Annotated in this window: 24 protein-coding genes and 1 other annotated feature; of the genes, 8 read left to right on the top strand and 16 right to left on the bottom strand. The window is 39.1% G+C overall.

Annotated elements, in window-relative coordinates:
- Nucleotides 1-10 precede the first annotated feature (10 nt).
- The 3 genes from NSQ64_RS06595 to NSQ64_RS06585 form a co-directional block, all read right to left on the bottom strand.
- Nucleotides 11-811: an NAD kinase gene (locus NSQ64_RS06595; protein ID WP_008355343.1), complete on the bottom strand. Its 801-nt coding sequence runs from the start codon at nt 809-811 to the stop codon at nt 11-13.
- A gap of 65 nt (nt 812-876) precedes the next feature.
- Nucleotides 877-1,506, bottom strand: a complete 630-nt coding sequence (locus NSQ64_RS06590; protein WP_008348457.1) for a GTP pyrophosphokinase — start codon at nt 1,504-1,506, stop codon at nt 877-879.
- Between the two features lie 33 nt (nt 1,507-1,539).
- Nucleotides 1,540-1,905, bottom strand: coding sequence for a UPF0738 family protein (locus NSQ64_RS06585; RefSeq protein WP_008348459.1), 366 nt, complete (start codon nt 1,903-1,905; stop codon nt 1,540-1,542).
- Nucleotides 1,906-2,122: 217 nt separating this feature from the next.
- Here NSQ64_RS06585 and NSQ64_RS06580 point away from each other — a divergent pair, with 217 nt between their 5' ends.
- The 6 genes from NSQ64_RS06580 (at nt 2,123) to NSQ64_RS20955 (ending at nt 5,787) form a co-directional block, all read left to right on the top strand.
- Nucleotides 2,123-2,698 (top strand): CYTH domain-containing protein, encoded by a 576-nt coding sequence (locus tag NSQ64_RS06580; RefSeq protein ID WP_007498999.1) that lies wholly within the window; start codon nt 2,123-2,125, stop codon nt 2,696-2,698.
- A 25-nt stretch (nt 2,699-2,723) separates the two neighbouring features.
- Entirely contained in the window at nt 2,724-3,488 is a 765-nt protein-coding gene (locus tag NSQ64_RS06575; protein ID WP_008348461.1) for a lytic transglycosylase domain-containing protein, read from the top strand.
- 277 nt (nt 3,489-3,765) lie between these two features.
- Nucleotides 3,766-4,164: a globin domain-containing protein gene (locus NSQ64_RS06570; protein ID WP_007499001.1), complete on the top strand. Its 399-nt coding sequence runs from the start codon at nt 3,766-3,768 to the stop codon at nt 4,162-4,164.
- The gene (locus tag NSQ64_RS06565) at nt 4,161-5,072 is read left to right on the top strand and encodes a ClpXP adapter SpxH family protein (RefSeq protein ID WP_007499002.1); all 912 of its coding nucleotides are present in this window, start codon (nt 4,161-4,163) and stop codon (nt 5,070-5,072) included. The genes NSQ64_RS06570 and NSQ64_RS06565 overlap by 4 nt, the downstream gene beginning before the upstream one ends.
- A gap of 296 nt (nt 5,073-5,368) precedes the next feature.
- Nucleotides 5,369-5,542: a hypothetical protein gene (locus NSQ64_RS06560; RefSeq protein ID WP_341015681.1), complete on the top strand. Its 174-nt coding sequence runs from the start codon at nt 5,369-5,371 to the stop codon at nt 5,540-5,542.
- Between the two features lie 65 nt (nt 5,543-5,607).
- Nucleotides 5,608-5,787, top strand: coding sequence for a hypothetical protein (locus tag NSQ64_RS20955; RefSeq protein WP_414642614.1), 180 nt, complete (start codon nt 5,608-5,610; stop codon nt 5,785-5,787).
- Here the strand turns inward: NSQ64_RS20955 and pepF are convergent.
- From pepF to mecA, 4 genes are all read right to left on the bottom strand, one after another.
- Nucleotides 5,770-7,596 carry an oligoendopeptidase F gene (gene pepF, locus NSQ64_RS06555; protein WP_282746884.1) on the bottom strand — a complete coding sequence of 609 codons (1,827 nt, stop codon included), beginning with the start codon at nt 7,594-7,596 and terminating at the stop codon, nt 5,770-5,772. The two genes, NSQ64_RS20955 and pepF, sit on opposite strands and share 18 nt — an antisense overlap.
- 214 nt (nt 7,597-7,810) lie before the next feature.
- Nucleotides 7,811-8,971, bottom strand: a complete 1,161-nt coding sequence (locus NSQ64_RS06550) for a competence protein CoiA (protein ID WP_341015679.1) — start codon at nt 8,969-8,971, stop codon at nt 7,811-7,813.
- A 161-nt stretch (nt 8,972-9,132) separates the two neighbouring features.
- On the bottom strand, nt 9,133-10,653 hold the full coding sequence (cls, locus tag NSQ64_RS06545; RefSeq protein WP_341015676.1) for a cardiolipin synthase: 1,521 nt from the start codon (nt 10,651-10,653) through the stop codon (nt 9,133-9,135).
- A gap of 85 nt (nt 10,654-10,738) precedes the next feature.
- A complete protein-coding gene (mecA, locus tag NSQ64_RS06540) occupies nt 10,739-11,404 on the bottom strand; it encodes an adaptor protein MecA (RefSeq protein WP_008348474.1) in 666 nt (221 codons plus the stop codon).
- 264 nt (nt 11,405-11,668) lie between these two features.
- On the opposite strand from mecA, the gene NSQ64_RS06535 reads away from it, so the two are divergent.
- On the top strand, nt 11,669-12,334 hold the full coding sequence (locus NSQ64_RS06535) for a TerC family protein (RefSeq protein ID WP_060832241.1): 666 nt from the start codon (nt 11,669-11,671) through the stop codon (nt 12,332-12,334).
- A gap of 40 nt (nt 12,335-12,374) precedes the next feature.
- Here the strand turns inward: NSQ64_RS06535 and spxA are convergent, their stop codons facing one another.
- The 8 genes from spxA to NSQ64_RS06495 form a co-directional block, all read right to left on the bottom strand.
- Nucleotides 12,375-12,770: a transcriptional regulator SpxA gene (gene spxA / locus NSQ64_RS06530; protein WP_003211421.1), complete on the bottom strand. Its 396-nt coding sequence runs from the start codon at nt 12,768-12,770 to the stop codon at nt 12,375-12,377.
- Nucleotides 12,771-12,963: 193 nt separating this feature from the next.
- Nucleotides 12,964-13,542, bottom strand: coding sequence for a GNAT family N-acetyltransferase (locus NSQ64_RS06525; RefSeq protein WP_024720065.1), 579 nt, complete (start codon nt 13,540-13,542; stop codon nt 12,964-12,966).
- Nucleotides 13,543-13,679: 137 nt separating this feature from the next.
- A complete protein-coding gene (locus NSQ64_RS06520) occupies nt 13,680-13,967 on the bottom strand; it encodes a hypothetical protein (protein ID WP_341015672.1) in 288 nt (95 codons plus the stop codon).
- Between the two features lie 105 nt (nt 13,968-14,072).
- The gene (locus tag NSQ64_RS06515; RefSeq protein ID WP_007499016.1) at nt 14,073-14,990 is read right to left on the bottom strand and encodes an ABC transporter ATP-binding protein; all 918 of its coding nucleotides are present in this window, start codon (nt 14,988-14,990) and stop codon (nt 14,073-14,075) included.
- Between the two features lies 1 nt (nt 14,991).
- Nucleotides 14,992-16,071: an ABC transporter ATP-binding protein gene (locus tag NSQ64_RS06510; RefSeq protein ID WP_007499018.1), complete on the bottom strand. Its 1,080-nt coding sequence runs from the start codon at nt 16,069-16,071 to the stop codon at nt 14,992-14,994.
- A gap of 12 nt (nt 16,072-16,083) precedes the next feature.
- A complete protein-coding gene (locus NSQ64_RS06505) occupies nt 16,084-17,001 on the bottom strand; it encodes an ABC transporter permease (protein WP_171465179.1) in 918 nt (305 codons plus the stop codon).
- A 3-nt stretch (nt 17,002-17,004) separates the two neighbouring features.
- On the bottom strand, nt 17,005-17,949 hold the full coding sequence (locus tag NSQ64_RS06500; protein ID WP_007499022.1) for an ABC transporter permease: 945 nt from the start codon (nt 17,947-17,949) through the stop codon (nt 17,005-17,007).
- Between the two features lie 115 nt (nt 17,950-18,064).
- A complete protein-coding gene (locus NSQ64_RS06495) occupies nt 18,065-19,702 on the bottom strand; it encodes a peptide ABC transporter substrate-binding protein (RefSeq protein WP_171465178.1) in 1,638 nt (545 codons plus the stop codon).
- Nucleotides 19,703-20,184: 482 nt separating this feature from the next.
- Nucleotides 20,185-20,403 (top strand) — a binding site (T-box leader).
- A gap of 53 nt (nt 20,404-20,456) precedes the next feature.
- On the opposite strand from NSQ64_RS06495, the gene trpS reads away from it, so the two are divergent.
- On the top strand, nt 20,457-21,452 hold the full coding sequence (gene trpS / locus NSQ64_RS06490) for a tryptophan--tRNA ligase (protein WP_341015664.1): 996 nt from the start codon (nt 20,457-20,459) through the stop codon (nt 21,450-21,452).
- Nucleotides 21,453-21,487: 35 nt separating this feature from the next.
- On the opposite strand, the gene NSQ64_RS06485 is transcribed toward trpS, so the two are convergent.
- Nucleotides 21,488-22,240 (bottom strand): YjbA family protein, encoded by a 753-nt coding sequence (locus NSQ64_RS06485; RefSeq protein ID WP_017367012.1) that lies wholly within the window; start codon nt 22,238-22,240, stop codon nt 21,488-21,490.
- Between the last annotated feature and the right edge of the window lie 183 nt (nt 22,241-22,423).

Genomic DNA, 22,423 nt, shown 5'->3' with positions numbered 1-22,423 from the left:
AACCTCTTTCTTATTCTCCTTTGCCGATAAAGGAATCTTGCACCCTTTTCCAAAACGGAAATGGTCTAAATCGGGCAAACCGGACATTCTCGTCTGCCACTCGGCATTGAATGGATTTCACATCTTTATGCAGCAGCGACAAATGATCTATCGTCACCTGAAAATCCACATCATTAATCGGTTTGATCACACACGTATGGTGGTCGGGCAAAATGAGCGGCGAACCGACCGTTCTAAACACTCTGTTGTTGATTGAAGCCATTTCTGCCAGCTGGATCGCCCTAATGGATGGGTGAATAATAGCCCCGCCAAGTGCTTTATTATAGGCTGTACTGCCAGATGGTGTAGACAAACAAAGACCGTCTCCTCTGAATGTTTCAAAAAGCTGACCCCTAATCTCAACATCTGCCACAAGTGTACCTTCCATACTTTTAATCGTACATTCATTCATTGCTAAATATTTTTCTTCCCGGCCCCCATCGTTGTACCTGACGATGACTTCAAGAATCGGATATTCCACAATATGATAAGGCGTTTTGGCAATGGCTAACACAAGCTTTTCAATTTCACTCGGGACCCAGTCCGCATAAAAACCAAGATGGCCTGTATGTACGCCGACAAAAGCGGTTTCGTTCAGACGGTTGCTATACCGGTGAAAAGCGTATAAAAGGGTTCCGTCTCCGCCAACTGTAATGACGAGATCGGGTTCCTCTTCATTTAATTCCATTCCAAAATCCAATAAGTAGGTCTGTATTTTATTTTTAAGTGTGTCAGATACAGAATTCCCTTTCGAAGAAACTGCAAATTTCATGAATTCTTCTCCTTTTCCACCTTGCTGCGACGAGAAAGCAGCATCATATTTGATCAATCTTAGGCTCAGCTATCGTTTTTCTTTTTCCGGGAAAATGCCACTTGCGCTTCTTGAATTTCCCCTCTGATTTCAGACATCTCATCATCAAGAAGAGATGCTGCCTCAGAAGCTCTTTGAAGGCGCTGCTTGACCTTCTCCGGGATATTCCCGCTATATTTATAATTCAGAGAATGCTCGATGGTCGCCCAAAAATTCATGGCTAATGTACGGATTTGGATTTCGACGAGGAGCTGCTTCTCTCCATTGATCGTTTGCAGCGGATATAACACAACAAGGTGGTACGAGCGGTATCCGCTTTCTTTATGTTCTGCAATATAGTCGCGTTTATCTACAACCACGAAATCTTTTCGTGACTGGAGCATTTTCTTGACGACTTGTATATCTTCTACAAATTGGCACATAATGCGAAGCCCTGCAATATCCTGCATCGTTTCTATCTCATGCATCGGGATGTTTTTACGCTTTGCCTTTTCCAATATGCTGGCAACGGGTTTCACTCGGCCAGTGACAAATTCTACTGGTGAATGGTCATCCTCAAATTCATACAGTTTTCGAATGCCTTTTAGTTTCACTTTTAATTCTTCGACTGCTTGCTTATATGGTGCGAGGAATTGATCCCATTGTTTTTTGTCCATGAAACTTCCCCCAATTCCAAATACCTAATTATTTCAGAGGAATGTGCTCTTCACTTTCTCTTCCATATCTCCGTAATTGGCATTGTCTTTAATATTGTCGATTAAATAGTTTAATTCCTGATGAAGTTGAATGAGTTCTAGCGTTTGCTCTTCCGCCGCCAAATAGACAGGGATTTCACGATTCATTGCTTCTTTTAATGGAGCCCATGTATGTTCTCCTAAAATAAGATACGTAAAAGACTCCTCAGTCTCAAGTATGTAAACGAACGCAAAGTGATCAGAATCAACAAGCATTTGTCCTGATGCTTTTGCTTTTTGAATTTGCTCATCTGACTGGACCGTCAAGATCAGCCTGTCTTCTTTTAAAGTTGCTTCTGTGATTTCAATTCTGTTTTGCATCATGATCTCCTTTACAACAAAGTACAGCTTTATTTTATCATATCAAGTTCAATATTGATAAACCGAACTTTTTGAGAAAATTTGATTTCTCCATTTCGTTGTTCATTTTGCCTCATTTAGCATCTATATACGTCTCTTTTTAAGGAATAAATAAGAAAAAAAGAAGCTTTTCATGTACAATAATCATATTTCCTCTAAATGAAAGGTTGATGTCAAAATGGCACAGGAAATTGAGATAGAACTAAAACAATTATTAATGAAAGAAGAATTTGAACAGCTAAAAGAATACTTTCAATTAAAGGACGAGGACTTCCACACTCAAACCAACTATTATTTTGATACACCTCAATTTGATATAAAATCCAAATTCGCTGCATTACGAATGAGAGAAAAAGGCGGGCAGTGGGTCCTCACATTAAAGGAACCGCATGAGATCGGCCTTTTGGAAACTCACCAAACGATCGATCCTCCCGCAAGTCTTGAACATTTCCACCTCCCAGAAGGTGAAGTGGCAGACAGATTAGTACACCTTCACATTCAAAAGGATCAAATCGTGTATTTTGGTTCACTGGAAACGTCAAGAGCAGAAAAAATGATCAAAGAAGGCTTAATTGTTTTGGATCACAGCCGATATTTAACAGTAGAGGACTATGAACTTGAATTTGAAGTGAGCGATTTAGACATTGGACAAGCCGCTTTTACAGCATTGCTTCAGCAATTTCAGATCCCACCAAGACACACGAAAAACAAAGTCGTACGTTTTTATGAAGAAAAAATGAAAACAAAAGAATAGATGAATTCCTTGAAGGAGGAACATGATGAACGTCAATCAACTTCAATCCTTTATGCAGCTTCAAGCACTCAAAACGTTACAATCTGATAATGGACAAACACAACTCACAGCTGGACAAGAATCAAGCGCTGAGACTTCATTCCAGTCGCTGTTGCAAGATTTTTTAGGCGGATCAGAATTATCTCGTCTCCCGCTTTCCATTTCTGCTTTCATGGGATCGGACCCATCAACGTCTCCGAACACGCAATATGCACGCATGAATCCATATTTATCTGCGATAGCGGGCAGTGAACAGCTTCAATCTCAGTCTCTTTATGCAAATGACAGCCAATTGAATACCGCAAATGGTATTGGAAACGTCTTAAATAACAGCTACACACCACCGCTTCAAAAAGCTGTTTCAGGCTCTTCATCAAAAGAGATTAATCAGATCGTCTCACAAATGGCTCAAAAGCACGGAGTTCCAGAAAAGCTGATCCACGCAGTGATCAAGCAAGAATCCGGTTATCGCACGAATGCTGTCAGCCATGCTGGTGCACTTGGACTGATGCAGCTTATGCCGTCTACTGCTAAATCACTTGGCGTGAACAATGCCTTTGATGCAGCCCAAAACATTGAAGGCGGAACGAAGTATTTAAAACAAATGCTGCAAAAATATAATGGAAATGTCTCACTTGCCTTAGCCGCTTATAACGCAGGCTCAGGGAATGTAGATAAGTACGGAGGCATTCCTCCATTTAAAGAAACACAAAATTATGTAAAGAAAATCACAGCTCAATATTTCGCCTAAACCGAAGAGAATAACCTCTTCGGTTTTTTGTATGTCGCTTTTCACCCTTTTTTGACTGAATGTGTTATGATATGGTCAATTGAACACGGACCCTGTTTCCCTCACTATTCCCAAAGGACCAAAGCGGTTTGTTTGTGGAATTGAGTAGAGGTTGTTAAAATAAGTATACAAGAATAGAAACAACAAAATAGAACAAACTGAATATCACTTTTGAAATACATGAAATTCGCAATAGGGTGAGCCATCCTATTAGCTACGAGTTAAAGGAGTAGTCAACATGGTACAATCGTTTAACGCACCTTACGAAGCGGTTGGAGAGGAACTTCTATCGCAACTTGTTGATACTTTTTATGAAAATGTAAAGTGTCATCCTTTGCTTCATCCTATTTTCCCGGATGACTTAAAAGAAACAGCAAGAAAACAAAAACAGTTCTTAACTCAATATTTAGGCGGACCGCCGCTTTATACTGAGGAGCATGGTCACCCAATGCTACGGGCGAGACATCTCCCTTTTCCGATTACTGAGGAGCGAGCGGACGCATGGCTTGAATGCATGGAGGATGCAATGGATCAAGTAGGACTAACCGGCGATATTCGTGACTTTTTATTTGAGCGCCTGTCTTTGACGGCTCGTCACATGGTCAACCAAATACCTGAAAAGGACGGACGATCTTGAGCTGCAATCCGCATGAGCAATATTTCTCACATTGTCACGGACATCCTCAAAAGCCGATTGAAATCTATGTATTCATTGATCCTCTCAGCCCGGACTGCTGGTTATTAGAGCCATCAATTAAAAAGTTAAAAATGAAATATGGCCGTTTCTTCACTTTACGAACGGTTACAAGTTCTAGTATTAATGCTTTGAACCGGAAACGAAAAAAACATTTACTAACCGAAGCGTGGGGGAAATTTGCCACGAAAACTCAGACCAAAAAAGAACAAATGCTGTCTGAACAAATTGTGACATCACCTTATCTCGCCTCTCTTGCATTAAAAGCAGCTGAACTTCAGGGCAGAAAATGCGGAATGAAATTTTTACGACTCATTCAAGAATCGCTTTTTTGCCATCAGCAGGACGTCACCAGTGAACAAGTCTTGCTAGAAAATGCAAAAACGGCTGGACTGGACATTGAAGAGTTCCAGCGAGATATCCATTCTCAAAGTGCTGTCAAAGCGCTCCAATGTGATATGAAAATCGCAGCTGAAATGGATGTGTCTGAGCTTCCCACTTTCGCCTTTTTTAATACGATAAATGGTGAAGAAGGATTAAAGATTTCAGGTGCATATTCTTATGATATTTACGAGGAAATTCTCTTTGAAATGATTGGCGAAAAACCAACACCTTCAGAACGACCGCCAATTGAATGGTTTATCGCTTACTTTCAATTTGCATCAGCAAAAGAAATTGCCGTTGTATATGACCTGACACTTGAAGAAGTTGAACGCGAGATGAAAAAACTCGCATTTGCTAAAAAGGTAGAACGTGTACAAGTACATCAAGAAATGTTTTGGCGTTATACAGAAGGAGACAATCATTCAGATCTTGATGTCTACCGCTGTGAGAATGAACATGGGTGCTGACCCATGTTTTTTTCTTCACTCCAAAAGGAACACTTGTTCTATTTATAAGTACGAAGAAACCGCGCCGGGATAAGCGCGGTTTCACTATGTCTTAACGACAACAAAGGGGATGGGAGAAATTTTTCACGGTCAAACAAAGGGGTAATGTTTGTATGTGATTAATTTCACATCTGTAGTATATCAAATTTTGTCGACTTATGACAACCGATATACTATATGTTCATATTTTTGTCACAAAACATAAGAGGACTGTCACTTTCATATAGTGAAAGTAACAAAAAAATGGGGGGATCTGCATGCGCAGCACAACCATTGGACTTGTTGCCATTGGCTTATGTTTCTGTTTAAATATATTAGGCTTAATGAAGATGCTGCCTCTTTACCTAACATCTCCACTCCTATTCGCTTCCATTCTCTTTACACTCTATCTAATGAATCACCGGAAAACCTTCAAAGGTTTTAAAACGTAATCATTGAATGTACAAACCTCGTTCATATAGACGAGGTCTAGCGTGTAGGCAAACCCTCGCATTCGGTGTCAGTCCTGCAAAGGTTTTCTATCACGCTAAAAAGAAGTCAAAGGGCTAAAATCAAGTTCATTTTAGCCCTTTGTCAACAATCTGGTCTTTTTTATTTCAAGAAAAAACTCCTGCCAAAAGGTGAGTTTGCACTCACACATCTGACAGAAGTCTTCTCGTTACTCACCAGTCTTTGAGATGAGCTCTTCCATTTCCTTTAATTTTTCTTCAAACAATTGACATGCTGCCTCAATTGGCTCTTTCGATGCCATATCTACACCAGCTTTTTTCAGCACGTTGATTGGATAGTCAGAGCTTCCTGCTTTAAGGAAGTCTGTATAGCGCTCCACCGCAGGTTTCCCTTCTTCTAAAATTTGTTTACTTAATGCCTGAGCCGCACTATAGCCTGTCGCATATTGATACACATAATAGTTGTAATAGAAATGCGGAATTCGCGTCCATTCTAATCCGATTTCCTTATCCACAACCATACCTTCGCCAAAATACTTCTTATTCAGGTCGTAATACAGGTTCGTCATAAACTCTGGCGTTAATGCCTCCCCTTCTTGCGCTTTCACATGAATCAGGTGCTCGAACTCTGCAAACATCGTTTGTCTGAATACCGTCCCTCTAAATCCTTCTAACAAATGATTGAGCACATACAAGCGCTGCTTTTTGTCCTCTAAATGATTCAGTAAGTATTCACCTAGTAATGCTTCATTTGTTGTAGAAGCTACTTCCGCTACAAAAATACTGTAGTTTCCGTACGGATATGGCTGATGCTTTCTTGTATAGTAGCTATGAACAGAGTGACCAAATTCATGAGCCAGTGTAAATAAATTATCAATATTATTTTGCCAGTTCATTAAGATATAAGGATTCGTACCATAGCTTCCAGAAGAATACGCACCGCTTCGTTTCCCTTTATTCTCATAAACGTCTACCCAGCGATTTTCGAGTCCCTCTTTTAATACCGAAACATATTCTTCTCCTAATGGCGCTAACCCTTTCAGCATATAATCCTTTGCTTCATCATATGTCAGCTTCATGCCAGCATCTTTTACTAATGGTGTATACAAGTCATAATTGTGCACTTCATCAAGCTTTAATACCTTTTTACGCAATTCAATGTAGCGGTGTAATAACGGTAAATATTGATGAACTGTATCAATTAGATTGTCATACACTTCTTCAGGAATACTGTTGCGTGATAACGCTGCTTCTCTTGCAGATTTGTAATGACGTACTTTCGCATAAAAATTATCCTTTTTAATCGAGCCGCTGAGTGTAGACGCCAAAGTATTCTTATATTGATCATACGTTTTATAAACGGCTTTAAAAGCATTCTTTCTCACTTCACGATCATCACTGTTTAAAAAGGTAATGAAGTTGCCATGAGTAATTTTCTTTTCTTCTCCATTTTCATCCTTAACAGAAGGGAACGAAATATCTGCATTATTAAACATACTAAACGTAGTGGATGATGTTGATAAAGGTTCAGAGGCTTCAGCTAATAAAGCTTCTTGCTCTTCACTTAAAATATGTGGACGCTCTTTGTTAATTTCTTCGAGAGCGTGAGAATAAAGTTTTAATTCTTCTTTTTCCAAAATAAATTGCTGCAGCTTATCTTCTTGAATAGATAAAATCTCCGGAACAATATAGGCAGATGTACTAGACAGCTGTGTAAATAAATTGGATGCTTTATCATTTAAAGCCTGAAATGATGAATTTGTTGTATCTTCATCGTATTTCATGTGCGCATATGTATAAAGCTTGCCAAGCTTTTCAGAAAGTTGATCCTGAAATGTTAGGGCTTCATACAAGACATCAGCAGAATGGGCCAGCTTGCCTTTAAATTGGGCGAGCTTCGGAATTTCTTTTTTTACAGCTTCGAATTCCTTATTCCAAGAATCGACACTTTCAAAAATATCTTCAAGGCGCCATTTGTTTTCTTCTTTTACTTCGCTTCTGTCTGGTAAATGATTGTTGTTATTTTGTGAAGTCATATGAATCCCCCTTGCATGAGTTGTGTTGAACCAACCTTTCGGAAAGTGAAAGAAATTGGTGTTGTATTTATCTTCTTTGTTTTGAACTATATTTGTCAAATCATATGCAGAAATAAATACCAAACAAACTAAAAAAATGAGAAAAAAGCGTTTCTTTCTATTCAATAGCAGCACCACCTTTTTCTTATCATGATCAAAGTGGGCATGAAACATGCTAATGAAATAAGAAAGCATCTCGATTTATCGCTTCATCTGCTGTTTGTATAGGCTTTTGATTCGACGTTACTTGATAATTACCCTCTTTCGTCATGTATAAAAACCCTAGATTCACAAGCGCCCGTACATATGAAATGATCACCCCTTTGATTTCTTCTATTGTGACATTGGTATATCGGAGTTTCACTTCTTTATTCTGGACACATCGCTCAATTTCTTTTAAAAGAAGATGAATGGTCACTTGTTCTTTTCCCTTTCTAACCATCCAATCATAAAGACATCCTTGCCACACATAAACAGGGCTTGAAAAGATATATGCTTCTGTCAGGGGGATAAATAATTCTGTCGGTAGAAATGGCCATGCTGTTTGATGATGCTCATAAAAAATGGTTCTTAAACGTTTGCTTTCATTTGCTAAAATGCGGGGTGGCCGCTCCCTAAATTGCCGAATACACTTGAGCCACTCTTTATACAATTGATGATTGCTCGAGGAAACAGATAAGAGTGCTGATAGTTGGCGATAAGCTAAAGGCGGTCTAACGGTCATTGAGGCACATATTTTCGTTGGCTGAAACACGAGAAGTTGATCCAGGTGGATGAATCTATTTTGGATCGGACAATAAAAAATGAGTCTCCTATTCTTTGACTGCCTTAAAATTCCCCAATGAATGGAGGAGAATGAAAAGAGCTGGCCAGCCATTCGTTTTAAACGATTCGCCCCTATGATCCATATAGGATAGAGCCCCGCAGCTTGGAGACCTTCCGTTCGTTTATGTAGCTCTTTCCACGAAATATTTGCACATTGAAATTCGATGGCATAGCTTTTATTTTCTATAGCAACGGTCACATCAGGGCGCTGCTGAATGTTTGAAACATATTTCTCTAGTAACGGCTCATATCCAAGCTGCGTGAGCCAATCCTTAAGAGCCATTTTCCCTGCCTGATGATAAGCTGTTTCACCGGTGGACGCTAATGGACATGCCGAGAGCTGTTTATGTGCAAAATGATGGACACGATGCTCACCTAGCTTTAATAGAACCTCCTGCCTACATTCAGGACAGTAAAATTTGCACGTAGCTCTTACATGCTCTAGCCGCCTTTTAGTCAGATGTTGTGTGATGCGAACCAGCTTGCCATTCTCCATGATCGCTGCATTCATATATTTCGCCCCTTGCTCTTTGATGGCCGTATTATAGCTTTTTCTCTCACAAGAAAGCGAATATGGAAAATGAACTTTTACCGTGTCAAAACACGATTTCAACCTGCTTTCCCTTAGTAAAATCAAAAATCCCCCTTTTAGAAAAGGGGGAAATACAATTTTTATAAAAGTGGTGATAATAATCTTGCTGTTGATTCAAACAGCCTCACCCTCAAAGATCTCTTCGCAAATTCTTCTGGAACAATTTCATGTGACTGCTCTAAATCACCTAAGAAATCGTTGACCAGCTTCTCTGTGCTTTTTGTTTTATAGAGGAAAGCATTCACTTCAAAGTTCAGATGAAAACTTCTCATATCCATATTTGCTGTACCAATTGAAGCTAGCTCACTATCCACAATGATAAACTTACTATGCATAAAGCCTTGATCATATTCGTATACCTTCGCACCTGCTTCTAAAAGTTCGGGGAAGTATGAACGGGACGCATGAAATACGATGCGTTTATCTGGATTTTTCGGCGCAATGATTCGCACATCGACTCCGCTCAATGCAGCAATTTTCAGTGCGGACAAAATATCATCATCAGGTACAAAATATGGTGAAGCAATCCAAATTGATTTTTTGGCGGAGATAATCATGGAGAAAAAGAGATTTTTAATGACTTCCCACTGTTTATCAGGACCACCCGCAATCATTTGTACGCCTTCTGCTCGACTCTCCATATGGCTGAAATCTTTAAAATAATCCACACCCGAGCACCTTTCGTTGGTCATGTAATACCAATCCTGCATAAAGATCTGCTGCAAATCACGAACGGCCTCACCTTTAATCATCAGGTGTGTATCACGCCAAAATCCATATTGTCTGCTTCTACCCATATATTCGTCCCCAATGTTAAGTCCGCCGACAAATCCTACTTCTCCATCAATCACCACGATTTTCCGGTGATTTCGGAAATTGATTTTATTATTTAATAAGGGCAGTCTCACTGGTAAAAACGGAACGATCTGCACGCCAGCCTTTTCTAAGTCAGCAATATATTGACGGGAGAGTTTTAGGCTACCTACATCATCATATAAAAAGCGGACAATCACACCATTTTTTGCTTTCTCGATTAAAATGTCCTTTAATTCTTGTCCCAGATCATCATGACGGAGAATATAATATTCTAGGTGAATGTGATGTGTTGCTTTTTTGATCTCTTCAAAAATATGAGAGAACGTTTCTTCTCCATTGGTCAGAACTTTAGAGGATGTGCGATACGTAATAGGGGTATGTCCAAGTCTGTGGGCCAGCTTAAATAAGAGCTGCTGATGGTCACCCATATGAGTCATTTTTTCAATTGCTTCTCTGTGGATACGTTCATCTTCCTGGACAAGTTGTTCATCCAGTACCGCTTTCTTTTCAAAAAGTCTGCGCTTTTTAATATTGCGTCCAAAGAAAATATAAAACAAAAACCCGAAAAGCGGAAAGCTCCCAAGCAGAACAAGCCACGTAATCGTTTGAGAGGGATTTCTGTTTTCTAAGAAAATGACAAACCCGATGAAGATAATCGATAAAGTGAATAGAACACTGACGGAACTTAATACACTTACCGCTAGATCACCGGCAAAAATTTGGATAATCAAATAAGCACCTATCGTAATGATAAGAAAAAATAGAACTTTGACTACATTTCTCATTTCATTTTCTCCTTGCCGATCACTTTATTTACTTTTTCATTCAGATAAAAAAGTCGATTCCTCTATAGAAATCGACTTTTGGTTGTTACGAGAAGTGCTGTTGAATCGTTTCAAGCGCATTCTCTTTGACAATCAGCTGACCGTATTCTTGCAGTCTGTAGATGCTGACCACTGATTCATGAGCATATTCAAGCAGAATACTAAGCTTATTCTCCACCTGCTCATCTGACAAATCCTCGTGGAAGTCAACATATAGATAATAACGGTTTTCAAACGAATATAAACTTGTCGTAAAATCCTGCATATTTAATTGAGAAAGTGCAATCAAATCTTCAAAGTCATCCATTTTCAATACGAACTGAAGTTGAAGTTTTTTGTCCTTCTCATTATGATCTTCTTGATCTTGCTCTTCTTTATGAAAATCATCAAGCAGAGCATCTAAACTTTCTTCATCTGTTTGATCTTTTTTATCTTCTGGAATCGGCAATTCGAGCTTTTGTCCATCTTTAGAAAGTTGGGCTTTTGTCACGACAATTTCAAGACCTTTATCAAGTGCCTGTACTTGAATCCAAAGTGGTCCCTCTACTGCAAATTCTTCTTCTTCGTGCACTTCGTCCATCACTTCCCAGAACAGCTCTTCACTGCGCTCACGATTATACCAAATCTCTTCACGGTCAAAACCGCGATCTTCAATATCACCGTAGGAAATATAAAATTTGACTGTATGTTCATTTATTCTTTCGATTTCCATTTTGCCAACCTTCCCTTCTATATAAGATGTTGAAGGGACATACAAGCTCCCAATTAATAGTACTTTACTACACTTTACCCGTTCCGTCTACATGTTAACCATTTAAAGAAATGAGGTATTGCTGTGTACTGTCTATTTTATGATAAAACATGAATAAAAGAAATAAAAACGCATTTTTTGCAGAGAAAACTTGCAGAAACATATATTTGAATTGTCCTCATATATTGGTTGTACGAGCTATTTTAGTGAAATGAGGTGAACTGGATGGAAACAGAGTGGATCATATCCTTACTGATGATTATTGGCATAGACCTCATATTAGGCGGAGATAATGCATTAATCATTGCGATGGCCAGTCGAAGCTTATCAAATGAAAAACGAAACAAAGCCATATGGATCGGCACACTTTTGGCAGTGCTGATGAGAATCACCATGACTGGTGCTGCCGTTTATTTATTGACCATCCCCTATTTGCAATTTATCGGCGGTCTCTTTCTCCTTTATATAGGATACAATTTGTTAATTGAACAAAAGAAAGAATCCATTCGGATTAAAAGCAGCGGCTCCCTTTGGCGTGCTGTTCAGACCATCGTGATTGCAGATCTTTTTATGTCACTTGATAATGTGATCGCTGTTGCAGGGGCAGCTAAAGGGAACATGGTGCTCACTGCCTTTGGCTTAATGATTTCAGTTCCGATTATTATTTGGGGGAGTAAGCTGATTCATGCAGCACTAACCAAGTTTCCGATTCTTTTATACGGAGGGAGTGCCCTTTTAGCTTTTACTGGCGGAGAAATGATTGTCCGTGATGTAAAACTGAATGAATTTATGGCGCAGCATACAACACTTGAATTGTTGCTTCCTTTTTTAACCGTCGCAACCGTTATTTTAGCCAGTCTCTTTTACGAACAAACGGCTGAGAATAAATAAAAAAAGCTGCCAAATGATCGGCAGCTTTTCGTCTTCTCTATTAGTTAGCAAGTCGCTGAGCTTCTCGAAGTTGGAATGTACGAACCGTTCTAGGAAGGAAACGTCTAATTTCATCTTCGTTGTACCCAACTTGCAGTCTTTTTTCATCCAAAATAATTGGACGTCTTAGAAGACCAGGGTGCTCATTGATTAGTTTATACAATTGTTGAAGCGGCATTGTCTCAACATTTACATTTAGTTTTTGGAATACTTTAGAACGTGTTGAGATAATTTCATCTGTACCATCTTCCGTCATACGAAGAATCTCTTTGATTTCATCGATTGAAAGAGGCTCAGAAAAGATATTTCTCTCTTGGTATGGAATATTGTGCTCTTCTAACCACGCTCTTGCTTTTCTACATGATGTACAGCTTGGTGATGTGTATAATGTTACCATAAATCTTCACTCCTCAATTTGTAGAATGAATATTGATCTGTATTCTTAAATTAAAATTGTTCTAAATAAGTAATCTTTATAGTGATTATACTATAAAAAAGTAAGTGTGAACAGATTTTCTTGCAATTTTTGTGACAAAAACTAGACAATTTCATTCTTTTTGTGCAGATGTTTGAAGTCTGAACATTCTCATTTAGTCGAGATGATCGAAAATATTTTTTTGTTTTCTATTTTCAACGAGCTTCAGCACATCATCAACATCCTCATACGATTGTCCATACCATTCTTCGTCTTTATACGTATGGATTCTTTCGTACGTCTTTCTCATGGCCTCCATCATTTCTTCCTCATTATCTGTACGAGGCGACCAATAAAGAATTTCCATGCGGTTCACTTCATTCGTTGCAAGTGACCTGCGTTTATAACCAATTGATTCAGCATGCTTGAAGTGCTCTCTCTGATAAAACTTTAGGCGTTTTGCAGTATCTGCATCATCTTCATCTACAGGCTCGACCTCAAGCAAGATCGGTTTTCTTTTTTCCTTCAGCTTATGAATGAGCTTTGAGCCGAGGCCTTCACCTCTTGCATCCTTGGAAACAAATAAATAATCAATAAAGATGAAAGAATCAAATTCAGCGTACATCATCACATGATGAGGCCCTTCTTCTTTATGATAAATATCACTTCTTTCCTTTAATAAAGCTTCCATATGCTCTTTTGACTTCATTTCTTCTATCGGGAAGTATTCACTGAGCTTTTCATACCAATTCATGGATCCGCTCCTTATGATGTAGTTAAGAACCACTTCCTTATCTATTCCCGATTTCCTGCTATTTAAACGCCTGTACTAGTAAGACGCAGCAATGCCTTTGGTGGTTTCACTTTTTTTCAAGAGAAAACAAAAAAGTTTTATATCGAACGATTCATGAGCATTTGAAAGCAAGCAAACAAAAGAAGTGTCATGGCGATCTGAAAAATGATGAAATAAAGGTACTTCATACGCCGGACTTCTTCCTTCTGTTCATTCGTGCGCCGATACACAGCAAATTCAACCGAAAACGAAATGATGCAAATGAGCACTAAAAATGCGATCATCCACTTTCCTCCGTTTGGTTCCGTTAAAAAAGATATTGAAAAAAGCATCGTGACGATAAAAAAGTGAAGACATGAATAGCGAAACGTCCTCCATAACAACATTTGATTTCCTCCTAGCTTACTCATTTTACATAAAAATTACCATCAACTTGTTTTTTTGTAAAATAAAAAAAGAAGCACTGATATCGCAGTGCTCCTTCTCTGTTCTTATTGTTTTGCTTTGATCTCTTTAAATTCTTCCTCAGTACAGCTGACAAAGTGACCTGGCTTCACTTCACGAAATTCCGTATTTGTTCCTTTATGAACAGATGGATCGTATTTAATCCGTTTGCGGTTACGCTCATAATCAGGATCTGGAAGCGGAATCGCAGATAGTAATGATTTTGTATATGGATGAAGCGGGTTTTCATATAATTCATTCGCTGGTGCCAGCTCAACCAATTTCCCAAAATACATCACGCCGATACGATCGCTAATGTATTTCACCATGGAAAGGTCATGGGCAATGAATAAATACGTTAAGCCCTTTTCTTCTTGCAATTCTTTCATTAAGTTGACGACCTGCGCTTGGATCGACACATCTAGTGCAGAGATTGGCTCATCGGCAATGATGAAATCCGGCTCAACAGCTAACGCACGAGCAATCCCAATACGCTGCCTTTGACCGCCTGAAAATTCATGCGGGTATCTATTCGCGTGCTCTTTATTCAAACCAACCGTTTCAAGCAATTGATATACACGCTCTTTACGTGCTTGCTTTGTTTTCGCAAGGCCATGAATGTCAATACCTTCTGCAATGATATCAAGAACTGTCATTCTAGGGTTAAGTGAAGCATATGGATCTTGGAAAATCATCTGCATTTGGCGGTTAAATTCAAGCATTTTTTGTCTTGATTTCTTTCCGTGAACGCTTTCTCCTTTATAGAGAACTTCACCATCTGTCGCATCATAAAGTCTTATGATCGAACGGCCAGTTGTCGACTTTCCACATCCAGATTCACCTACAAGTCCAAGTGTTTCACCTTTATAAATATCAAATGAGACACCATCAACTGCTTTTACAGTCCCTCTTGCTGTATGGAAATGCTGCTTTAAATTTTTAATTTCTAACAGTTTTTCTGCCATGCTATTCACCCTCTTTTACTAATACAGGTTTTTCGTAGCTACCTTCTAGTTCACGCATTCTCGCCTTTACGGAAGCAGGCGGTTCAACTTTAGGGGCATTCGGATGAAGTAGCCATGATTTCACATAATGCGTATCTGATACTTTGAACATTGGTGGTTCTTGTTCAAAGTCAATTTTCATTGCATAATCGCTCCGGAGTGCAAATGCATCTCCTTTCGGCGGGTTTGTTAAATCTGGTGGTGTTCCTGGAATTGCCGTTAGTTTCCCTTCAGCTCCTCCATCTGTGTCTAGGCTTGGCATAGATGCTAAAAGTCCCCATGTATATGGATGTTTCGGATTGTAGAAAATTTCATCAACAGTCCCTGTCTCCACAATCTGTCCAGCATACATAACGGCTACACGATCAGCAACATTGGCCACAACACCTAGATCATGGGTAATAAAGATAATAGATGTTTCGACTTTTTGCTGAATTTCTTTCATTAATTCTAAGATTTGCGCCTGAATGGTTACATCAAGTGCAGTCGTTGGCTCATCAGCAATCAATAGCTTTGGATCGGCTGCAAGTGCCATCGCGATGACAACCCTTTGTCTCATCCCGCCACTAAATTCATGCGGATATTGTTTGATTCTTTTTTCAGGCATTGGAATCCCAACAAGCTCTAAAAGTTCAATGGCTCTTTTTTCAGCCGCTTCTTTTGAGATTTGTTCATGCTTGAAAAGTACTTCTGTAATTTGTTTCCCGACCTTCATGGTTGGGTTCAAAGAAGTCATCGGATCTTGGAAGATCATTGAAATGTCTTTTCCTCGAATGGTTTGCATTTGTTTTTCCGTTTTCTTGACAATATCCTGCCCATCAAATAAAATCTCTCCGCGCTTGAAATAACCTGGCGGCATCGGGATTAATCTCATGATGGCCTGTGATGTTACACTTTTTCCAGAACCAGATTCACCTACAATAGCAAGTGTCTCGCCTTTATTTAAGTGGAAGTTCACACCACGAATGGCTTGAACCTCTCCACCATATGTTTTAAATGAGATTGCAAGGTCTTTCACCTCTAGAATACGTTCACGTTCCATCCTAATCACTCCTTATTTACGCAACTTCGGATCTAAAGCGTCTCTTAGTCCGTCTCCAACCACGTTAAAACCAAACATTGTAATACAGATAAATGCGGCTGGGAACCATAATCTCCATGGATAATACATCATAGCTGGAATTCCATCAGACGCCATTGTTCCCCAGCTAGCTAATGGCTGAGGTACACCAAGCCCTAGGTAGCTCAAGAATGCCTCTGTGAAAATAGCAGAAGGAATGGTAAGTGTCATTGTGACCAGAATTGGTCCCATTGAGTTTGGAATTAAGTGTTTAAATAAAAGTCTAGATGTTTTTGCACCTAATGTTTGTGCAGCAAGAACGTATTCTTGACTCTTTAATTGTAAAACCTGTCCCCGAACAATACGTGCCATGTTTATCCAGCCTACGACGGTCATGGCAAGGATAATGGTTAATAATCCTTTTGGCAGAACAACCATCATTAAGATGACCATGAGAAGTGTTGGAATTGCCCATAAAACGTCAGCAATACGCATCATGACTTCATCTGTACGACCGCCTTTGAATGCAGCAATACTTCCCCAAATAATACCGATGATCACGTCAAGGACCGCAGCAGCAAGACCGATGAAGATCGAAATTCTTGCTCCAACCCATGTACGGACAAACATGTCACGACCTAAATCATCTGTACCAAACCAGTGCTCTTTTGAAGGCGGCTGGTCAGCATTCAATAAATCAGTCGTCGAGTAATCATACTTAGAAAACCACGGAACTAAGATGGCGAGCATCACAATAATAAAAATGATTGTGAGTCCAACCATTGCAAGTTTGTTTGCACGGAAGCGAAGCATGGCATCCTTCCATAAAGATAGACTAGGTTTAGAAATTTTTTCAGAATCTGCTACGTCAGCTGTCGCAGGCACAAATAAATCTTTTCTCATCTCTTCCATGTGTTAGACCCCTTTCTTCGCCTTCGTCAGTTTAATTCTAGGATCAATAATACCGTAGAGGACGTCAACAACTAGAATACTGACTAATAGAATAATACTGTAGAAGACTGTGACACCCATGATGACGGTGTAATCACGGTTTGTAATGCTTGTAACAAAGTGAGAGCCTAGACCAGGGATACCAAAAATCTTCTCCACGACAAAACTACCTGTCAACACTGAAGCTGCCATTGGTCCCATGTATGTGATAACGGGTAACAATGCGTTTCGAATGGCGTGTTTGATCGTCACAGCTGATTTTGTTAATCCTTTTGCTCTAGCCGTTCTAATGTAGTCACTATTTAATACTTCAAGCATACTTGACCGTGCAAGTCTAGCGATAAATGCCATTGGCATGAAGGAAAGTGCAATAGAAGGTAGTACGGTGCTTGCCCAAGACTCCCATCCTGCAACTGGGAAGATCGCTAAAAAGCTTGCCTCAGATGCAAATACATATTGTAATAGCGCCGCTAAGATGAAACTTGGAACTGAGATTCCAAAGATCGTTAAAATGGCAATCGTATAGTCTTGCCACTTGTTATGATAGAGCGCTGCAAGGACCCCAAACAATACACCAAATGCTAATGCGAGGAGAATTGCCTCAATTCCGAGGGTAAAGGAAACGGGGAATCCAGAACTGATTAAATCATTAACAGTTTGTCCTTTATATTTAAATGAGGGACCAAAATCTAATTTTGCAACTGAACCTAGGTAGCTCACGTATTGAACAAATAAGGGTTTGTCCAACCCGTAGTGCTCGTTTAGGTTTGCTTCAATTTCAGCAGGAAGTTTCTTCTCTCCAGAGAATGGACCACCAGGTGCTGCCTGCATGAGAAAGAAAGTTGCAGTTACAATAACAAACAGTGTGATTAAAATATATATTAATCGCTTACCGATATATTTAAGCAACGGAATTGCACCTCCATGATTTTACAACAATTTCTCTAATCAGCAAGAAAGGTATATGGAGAGACATCCTCCATATACCTTAAGATCCTTGCCGTAGATCTCTACACTATAACTATTACTTTTCGAAATATGCCCATTTATATTGTGCATCACCCAGTCCAGATACAACTACACCTTTTAGTTTTGGATCTTGCACCCAAAGCTGAGTATAGAAGTATATTGGTGCGATAGGCATGTCATTGATAAGAATTTTTTCTGCTTTTTTCAGCATTTCTTCACGCTTCGTTTTGTCTGTTTCTTTCGCAGAATCATTCAATAATTGTTTGTACTCTTTGCTTTCCCATCCAGTGTCATTGTTTCCACCGTCTTTATCTTTATAGAGCTCAAGGAAGTTCACTGGATCGTTGAAGTCACCTAACCAGCCCATACGTCCAATTTGGTAATCTCCACTGTGAAGTTTATCGATATAAACGTTCCACTCAGAGTTATCAAGTTCTACTTTTAAACCTAAGTCTTTCTTCCACATTTCTTGAATTGCTTGTGCAATCTTTTGGTGAGCTTCATCTGTGTTGTAAGACAATTTCAATGTTGGAAGGTCAGAAACTGATTTATAACCTAATTCTTTTGCACCTTTTTCAAGAAGACTTTTTGCTGCTGTTACATCATGATCTTTAAAGTAGCCAGTTTTGTTGTCCTCAAAACCTTCCATTGTTGGAGGAACGATTGCCATAGCTGGAACTTGTTCACCTTGCGTAATTTTGTCAACAATCGCTTGACGATTAATCGAGTACGCAAGTGCCTTACGGATGTTTGCATTGTTTAAAGGTTTTACTTCAGTGTTAAATTTATAATTATAAACACCTGCAATCGTTTGAATCTTAAGATTGCCTTTATTTTTCAATGATTTTAGAGACTCAGTAGGAAGGTTACCAGTTGGAGAACCAGCCCAGTCAAGCTCGCCTTTTTCGAACATGCTAAGTTCAGTGTTTGTATCTTTGATCATAGACATGTTAATCTTTTTCAATTTCACAGTGTCTTTATCCCAGTATTCATTGTTCTTTTCAAGTGTGATAGAGCCGCCATGTTTCCATTTAGAAAGAACGAATGGTCCATTAGATACGTAGTTTTCACCAGCATTTGTGTACCAGTTTTTATTCTTTTCAGCCACTTTTTTGTTGACTGGCATATACGTATAGAATGCAGTTAGTTCAGTAAAGAACGGTGTTGCGTTCTCTAGCTCAACTACAAGCGTTTTGTCGTCTTTTGCTTTAATGCCAACATCAGAAACTTTTGCTTCCCCTTTGTTAGCAGCTTCAGCACCTTTAATATAATAAAGCTGGTAAGCATATTGAGATTCATTTTTAGGATCTAATGCCCATTTCCAAGCATATTCGAAATCTTGTGCTGTGACAGGGTCACCATTAGACCATTTTGCATCACGAAGTGTGAATGTGTAAGTTTTACCATCATCACTTGTTTTGATATCAGAAGCCATTGCGTTTTCTGGCTTACCTTCAGCGTTAATTCTTGTTAATCCCTCAAAAGTCTGACGGATGACACTTCCTGAAGTTGAATCATTTGCCAATCCCGGATGTAGAGAAAAAGGCTCAGTGGAGATATTCACATTTAATGTTGTTTTAGCCTCTCCAGAACTGCTCGTGCTGTCGCCTGATTTGTTTCCGCTGAAACCACAAGCGCTTAATACAAGTGTGAAAATAAGCATTAAAGTAACAACAGACCAACGCTTTTTCAACTGTATTCCCCCTTATAATATGTTTTTAGTTCAAAGGTCTCGATAGAAGATGAGATTCAGATTTAAGAAATAGCGTAAAAAAGTCCCTGAATAGCTTACTTTCTATTTCTTTTGTTTTTTCTGAATTTTCACTATGTAAAGAGCCTAGCACAAACGTGTGAACAAATTCATTATAATGAATAGAATAATTTATTGCAATATCAATTTCACATATTTTTAAAAAACGTAAATGGGGATAAAGATTGATTTTTATAAACTAAAGTCTCAATCACTTCAACAAATTAAAGCGTAAATTGATTAAAATAATTTAACAAATTCAGCAGGAATAATGTTTTATACATATAATTAATCATCCTTTTTTAAAAAATTCTGACAGATAGTTACTATTTTATCTAAAATTTTAAGTGTCAAACGACATGATGAGAAGGTCACAAATAGGCTTCGTGACTTTTTCATGGTCATCCTTTATAATAGATAGACATACTGTTGCGATGAAAAAGAAGAGTACATATATTCACCATTTACAGAGAGTCTGCGGTCGGTGCAAGCAGATAATGGCATGTATGGAATGGGCTTTGGAGCAGCTAACCGAACACTTGACAGAGTCAGTAGGCTTAGACGGAGCAGTCTCCGATATCAACGTCTTGAGTGATTTCGTATTGAAATAACAAGGGTGGTACCACGGTTCATTCGTCCCTTTTCTGTTGAAAAGGGATGGATGGGCCTTTTTATATTGAAGAAAAGAGGTTTTAGTATGACAAAAAAGACGATTTTCTCAGGCATTCAGCCTAGCGGTTCTGTGACATTGGGGAACTACATTGGAGCGATGAAGCAATTTGTCGATCTTCAGCATGATTACAACGGCTACTTTTGTGTGGTCGATCAGCATGCCATTACGGTCAGTCAGGATCGTTTAGCCCTTCGACAAAATATTAGAAGCTTAGCCGCTCTTTATTTGGCAGTGGGACTTGATCCAGAGAAGGCAACATTGTTTATCCAATCAGAGGTACCTGCCCACGCCCAGGCAGGATGGATGCTGCAATGTGTCGCTTATATTGGGGAATTAGAAAGAATGACTCAATTTAAGGACAAATCTGCTGGTAAGGAAGCAGTCGTTTCAGGACTATTAACGTATCCGCCATTAATGGCTGGCGATATTTTGTTATACGGTACGGACTTAGTTCCTGTAGGAGAAGATCAAAAGCAGCATCTTGAATTAACGAGAACACTTGCTGAACGCTTTAACCGAAAGTATAACGACATCTTTACTGTACCTGAAGTCAAAATTCCAAAAGAAGGCGCTCGGATTATGTCTTTAACAGACCCATCGAAAAAGATGAGCAAATCTGACCCGAACCAAAAATCTTTCATTACCTTATTAGATGAGCCAAAACAGCTTGAAAAGAAAATCAAAAGTGCTGTGACTGATTCAGAAGGCATCGTCAAATATGACAAAGAAAACAAACCTGGAATTGCCAACTTGCTGACAATTTATTCTGTATTAGGGAACGTATCGATTGCAGAGCTTGAACAAAAATACGAAGGCAAAGGTTATGGTGAATTTAAGGGTGATCTTGCGAACGTGGTCGTGGATGTGTTAAAACCAATTCAAGATCGCTATTATGAACTCATTGAGTCAGATGAGCTTGACCGCATTTTAGATGAGGGTGCTGAAAAGGCAAACCGTGCGGCAAACAAAATGCTGAAAAAAATGGAGAATGCAATGGGTCTTGGCCGGAAACGCAAATAAAACAAGCTTGCAGCATATTCAGCTGCAAGCTTGTTCTAATTCACTTTTGATTCGTTTTCCATTTCCCAAAGTTTTTCAAAAAATGGCTGTCCTTTAATCATTTTTTCACAAAAGGCTAAATGGTTTTCTGACCATCCATCAATGGTTTCGTTATAAAGCATGTTCCAAATTTCCTCGAAAGACATTCGTTTGATCTGGTTGTACATGCGCGGATTCCATTCTGTATACCAATAGGCAATTTCTGCTCGGTTTTGAAGCCCCTTTAGTTGATCTAGCGCCATAAACATCAGCTGCTTCAGCTGTCTTTCTTTTCTCGTTAATCCGCTGATATGCTGCGGTGGTAATGATAGGATGTGATATTCTTTCGTCGATTCAAGGCTGTCTGTCGTAAATTCATACTCCTCTGCCTTCACATCTTTCACCATTTCATACACCAATTGCTCCTGTCTTGGAATCAATCGGCTCTTTCTCACAGGGATGGAATAACCAATCGTATCCACAGCGATGATTCTAATCCCGTCCGTGACCACAAAGCAATACTCTAATTTACGGCGTTCATGATTTTTTCGAATATATGATTTCTCAAATACAGTCTCTAGCAGCGTCTTTGGCAGCTCTGATAGATCATTCTCTATGTAATCAAACAAAGGACTCTGCACCTTAAGTAAAGGCACTTGATCTAACAGCTCAACGCTGTCCTCCTTGCGCCACTCATGAAAATGACACACATTGTAGCCATTTTCTTCCCCTTCAAACCAATTCACCCATACGTCATGAAGAAATAACATAACCAATCCCTCACTTTATAAAAACTGTTGTCCACAGTATGGGCAAGGGATAGAGAAATTATTCCAACTTTATCAAAACTTCAAGCTGAGCGACAGGTGGTTTGCCTTTATTTTTTTCGCGGCAGTTAATAAGACGGAAAACACCAGAGATATCAGTAATCCATATGACACCAATATATTTAG

This window comes from Bacillus sp. FSL W8-0183, from assembly GCF_038006825.1.
Classification (GTDB): Bacteria; Bacillota; Bacilli; order Bacillales; family Bacillaceae; genus Bacillus; species Bacillus altitudinis.
The sequence above is the reverse complement of the archived record's forward strand: the minus strand, read 5'-3'. Positions and strand labels throughout refer to the sequence as shown.

Coding starts and splice junctions, on each gene's coding strand:
- NSQ64_RS06570 (WP_007499001.1), top strand. CDS start 3,766: ATGGTACAATCGTTTAACGCACCTTACGAAGCGGTTGGAGAGGAACTT.
- NSQ64_RS06585 (WP_008348459.1), bottom strand. CDS start 1,905: ATGCAAAACAGAATTGAAATCACAGAAGCAACTTTAAAAGAAGACAGG.
- spxA (WP_003211421.1), bottom strand. CDS start 12,770: ATGGTAACATTATACACATCACCAAGCTGTACATCATGTAGAAAAGCA.
- cls (WP_341015676.1), bottom strand. CDS start 10,653: ATGAGAAATGTAGTCAAAGTTCTATTTTTTCTTATCATTACGATAGGT.
- NSQ64_RS06590 (WP_008348457.1), bottom strand. CDS start 1,506: ATGGACAAAAAACAATGGGATCAATTCCTCGCACCATATAAGCAAGCA.
- NSQ64_RS06535 (WP_060832241.1), top strand. CDS start 11,669: ATGGAAACAGAGTGGATCATATCCTTACTGATGATTATTGGCATAGAC.
- trpS (WP_341015664.1), top strand. CDS start 20,457: ATGACAAAAAAGACGATTTTCTCAGGCATTCAGCCTAGCGGTTCTGTG.
- NSQ64_RS06520 (WP_341015672.1), bottom strand. CDS start 13,967: ATGTTGTTATGGAGGACGTTTCGCTATTCATGTCTTCACTTTTTTATC.
- NSQ64_RS06560 (WP_341015681.1), top strand. CDS start 5,369: ATGCGCAGCACAACCATTGGACTTGTTGCCATTGGCTTATGTTTCTGT.
- NSQ64_RS06525 (WP_024720065.1), bottom strand. CDS start 13,542: ATGAATTGGTATGAAAAGCTCAGTGAATACTTCCCGATAGAAGAAATG.
- NSQ64_RS06595 (WP_008355343.1), bottom strand. CDS start 811: ATGAAATTTGCAGTTTCTTCGAAAGGGAATTCTGTATCTGACACACTT.
- NSQ64_RS06575 (WP_008348461.1), top strand. CDS start 2,724: ATGAACGTCAATCAACTTCAATCCTTTATGCAGCTTCAAGCACTCAAA.
- NSQ64_RS06505 (WP_171465179.1), bottom strand. CDS start 17,001: ATGGAAGAGATGAGAAAAGATTTATTTGTGCCTGCGACAGCTGACGTA.
- mecA (WP_008348474.1), bottom strand. CDS start 11,404: ATGGAAATCGAAAGAATAAATGAACATACAGTCAAATTTTATATTTCC.
- NSQ64_RS06580 (WP_007498999.1), top strand. CDS start 2,123: ATGGCACAGGAAATTGAGATAGAACTAAAACAATTATTAATGAAAGAA.
- NSQ64_RS06550 (WP_341015679.1), bottom strand. CDS start 8,971: ATGAATGCAGCGATCATGGAGAATGGCAAGCTGGTTCGCATCACACAA.
- NSQ64_RS06485 (WP_017367012.1), bottom strand. CDS start 22,240: ATGTTATTTCTTCATGACGTATGGGTGAATTGGTTTGAAGGGGAAGAA.
- pepF (WP_282746884.1), bottom strand. CDS start 7,596: ATGACTTCACAAAATAACAACAATCATTTACCAGACAGAAGCGAAGTA.
- NSQ64_RS06515 (WP_007499016.1), bottom strand. CDS start 14,990: ATGGCAGAAAAACTGTTAGAAATTAAAAATTTAAAGCAGCATTTCCAT.
- NSQ64_RS06510 (WP_007499018.1), bottom strand. CDS start 16,071: ATGGAACGTGAACGTATTCTAGAGGTGAAAGACCTTGCAATCTCATTT.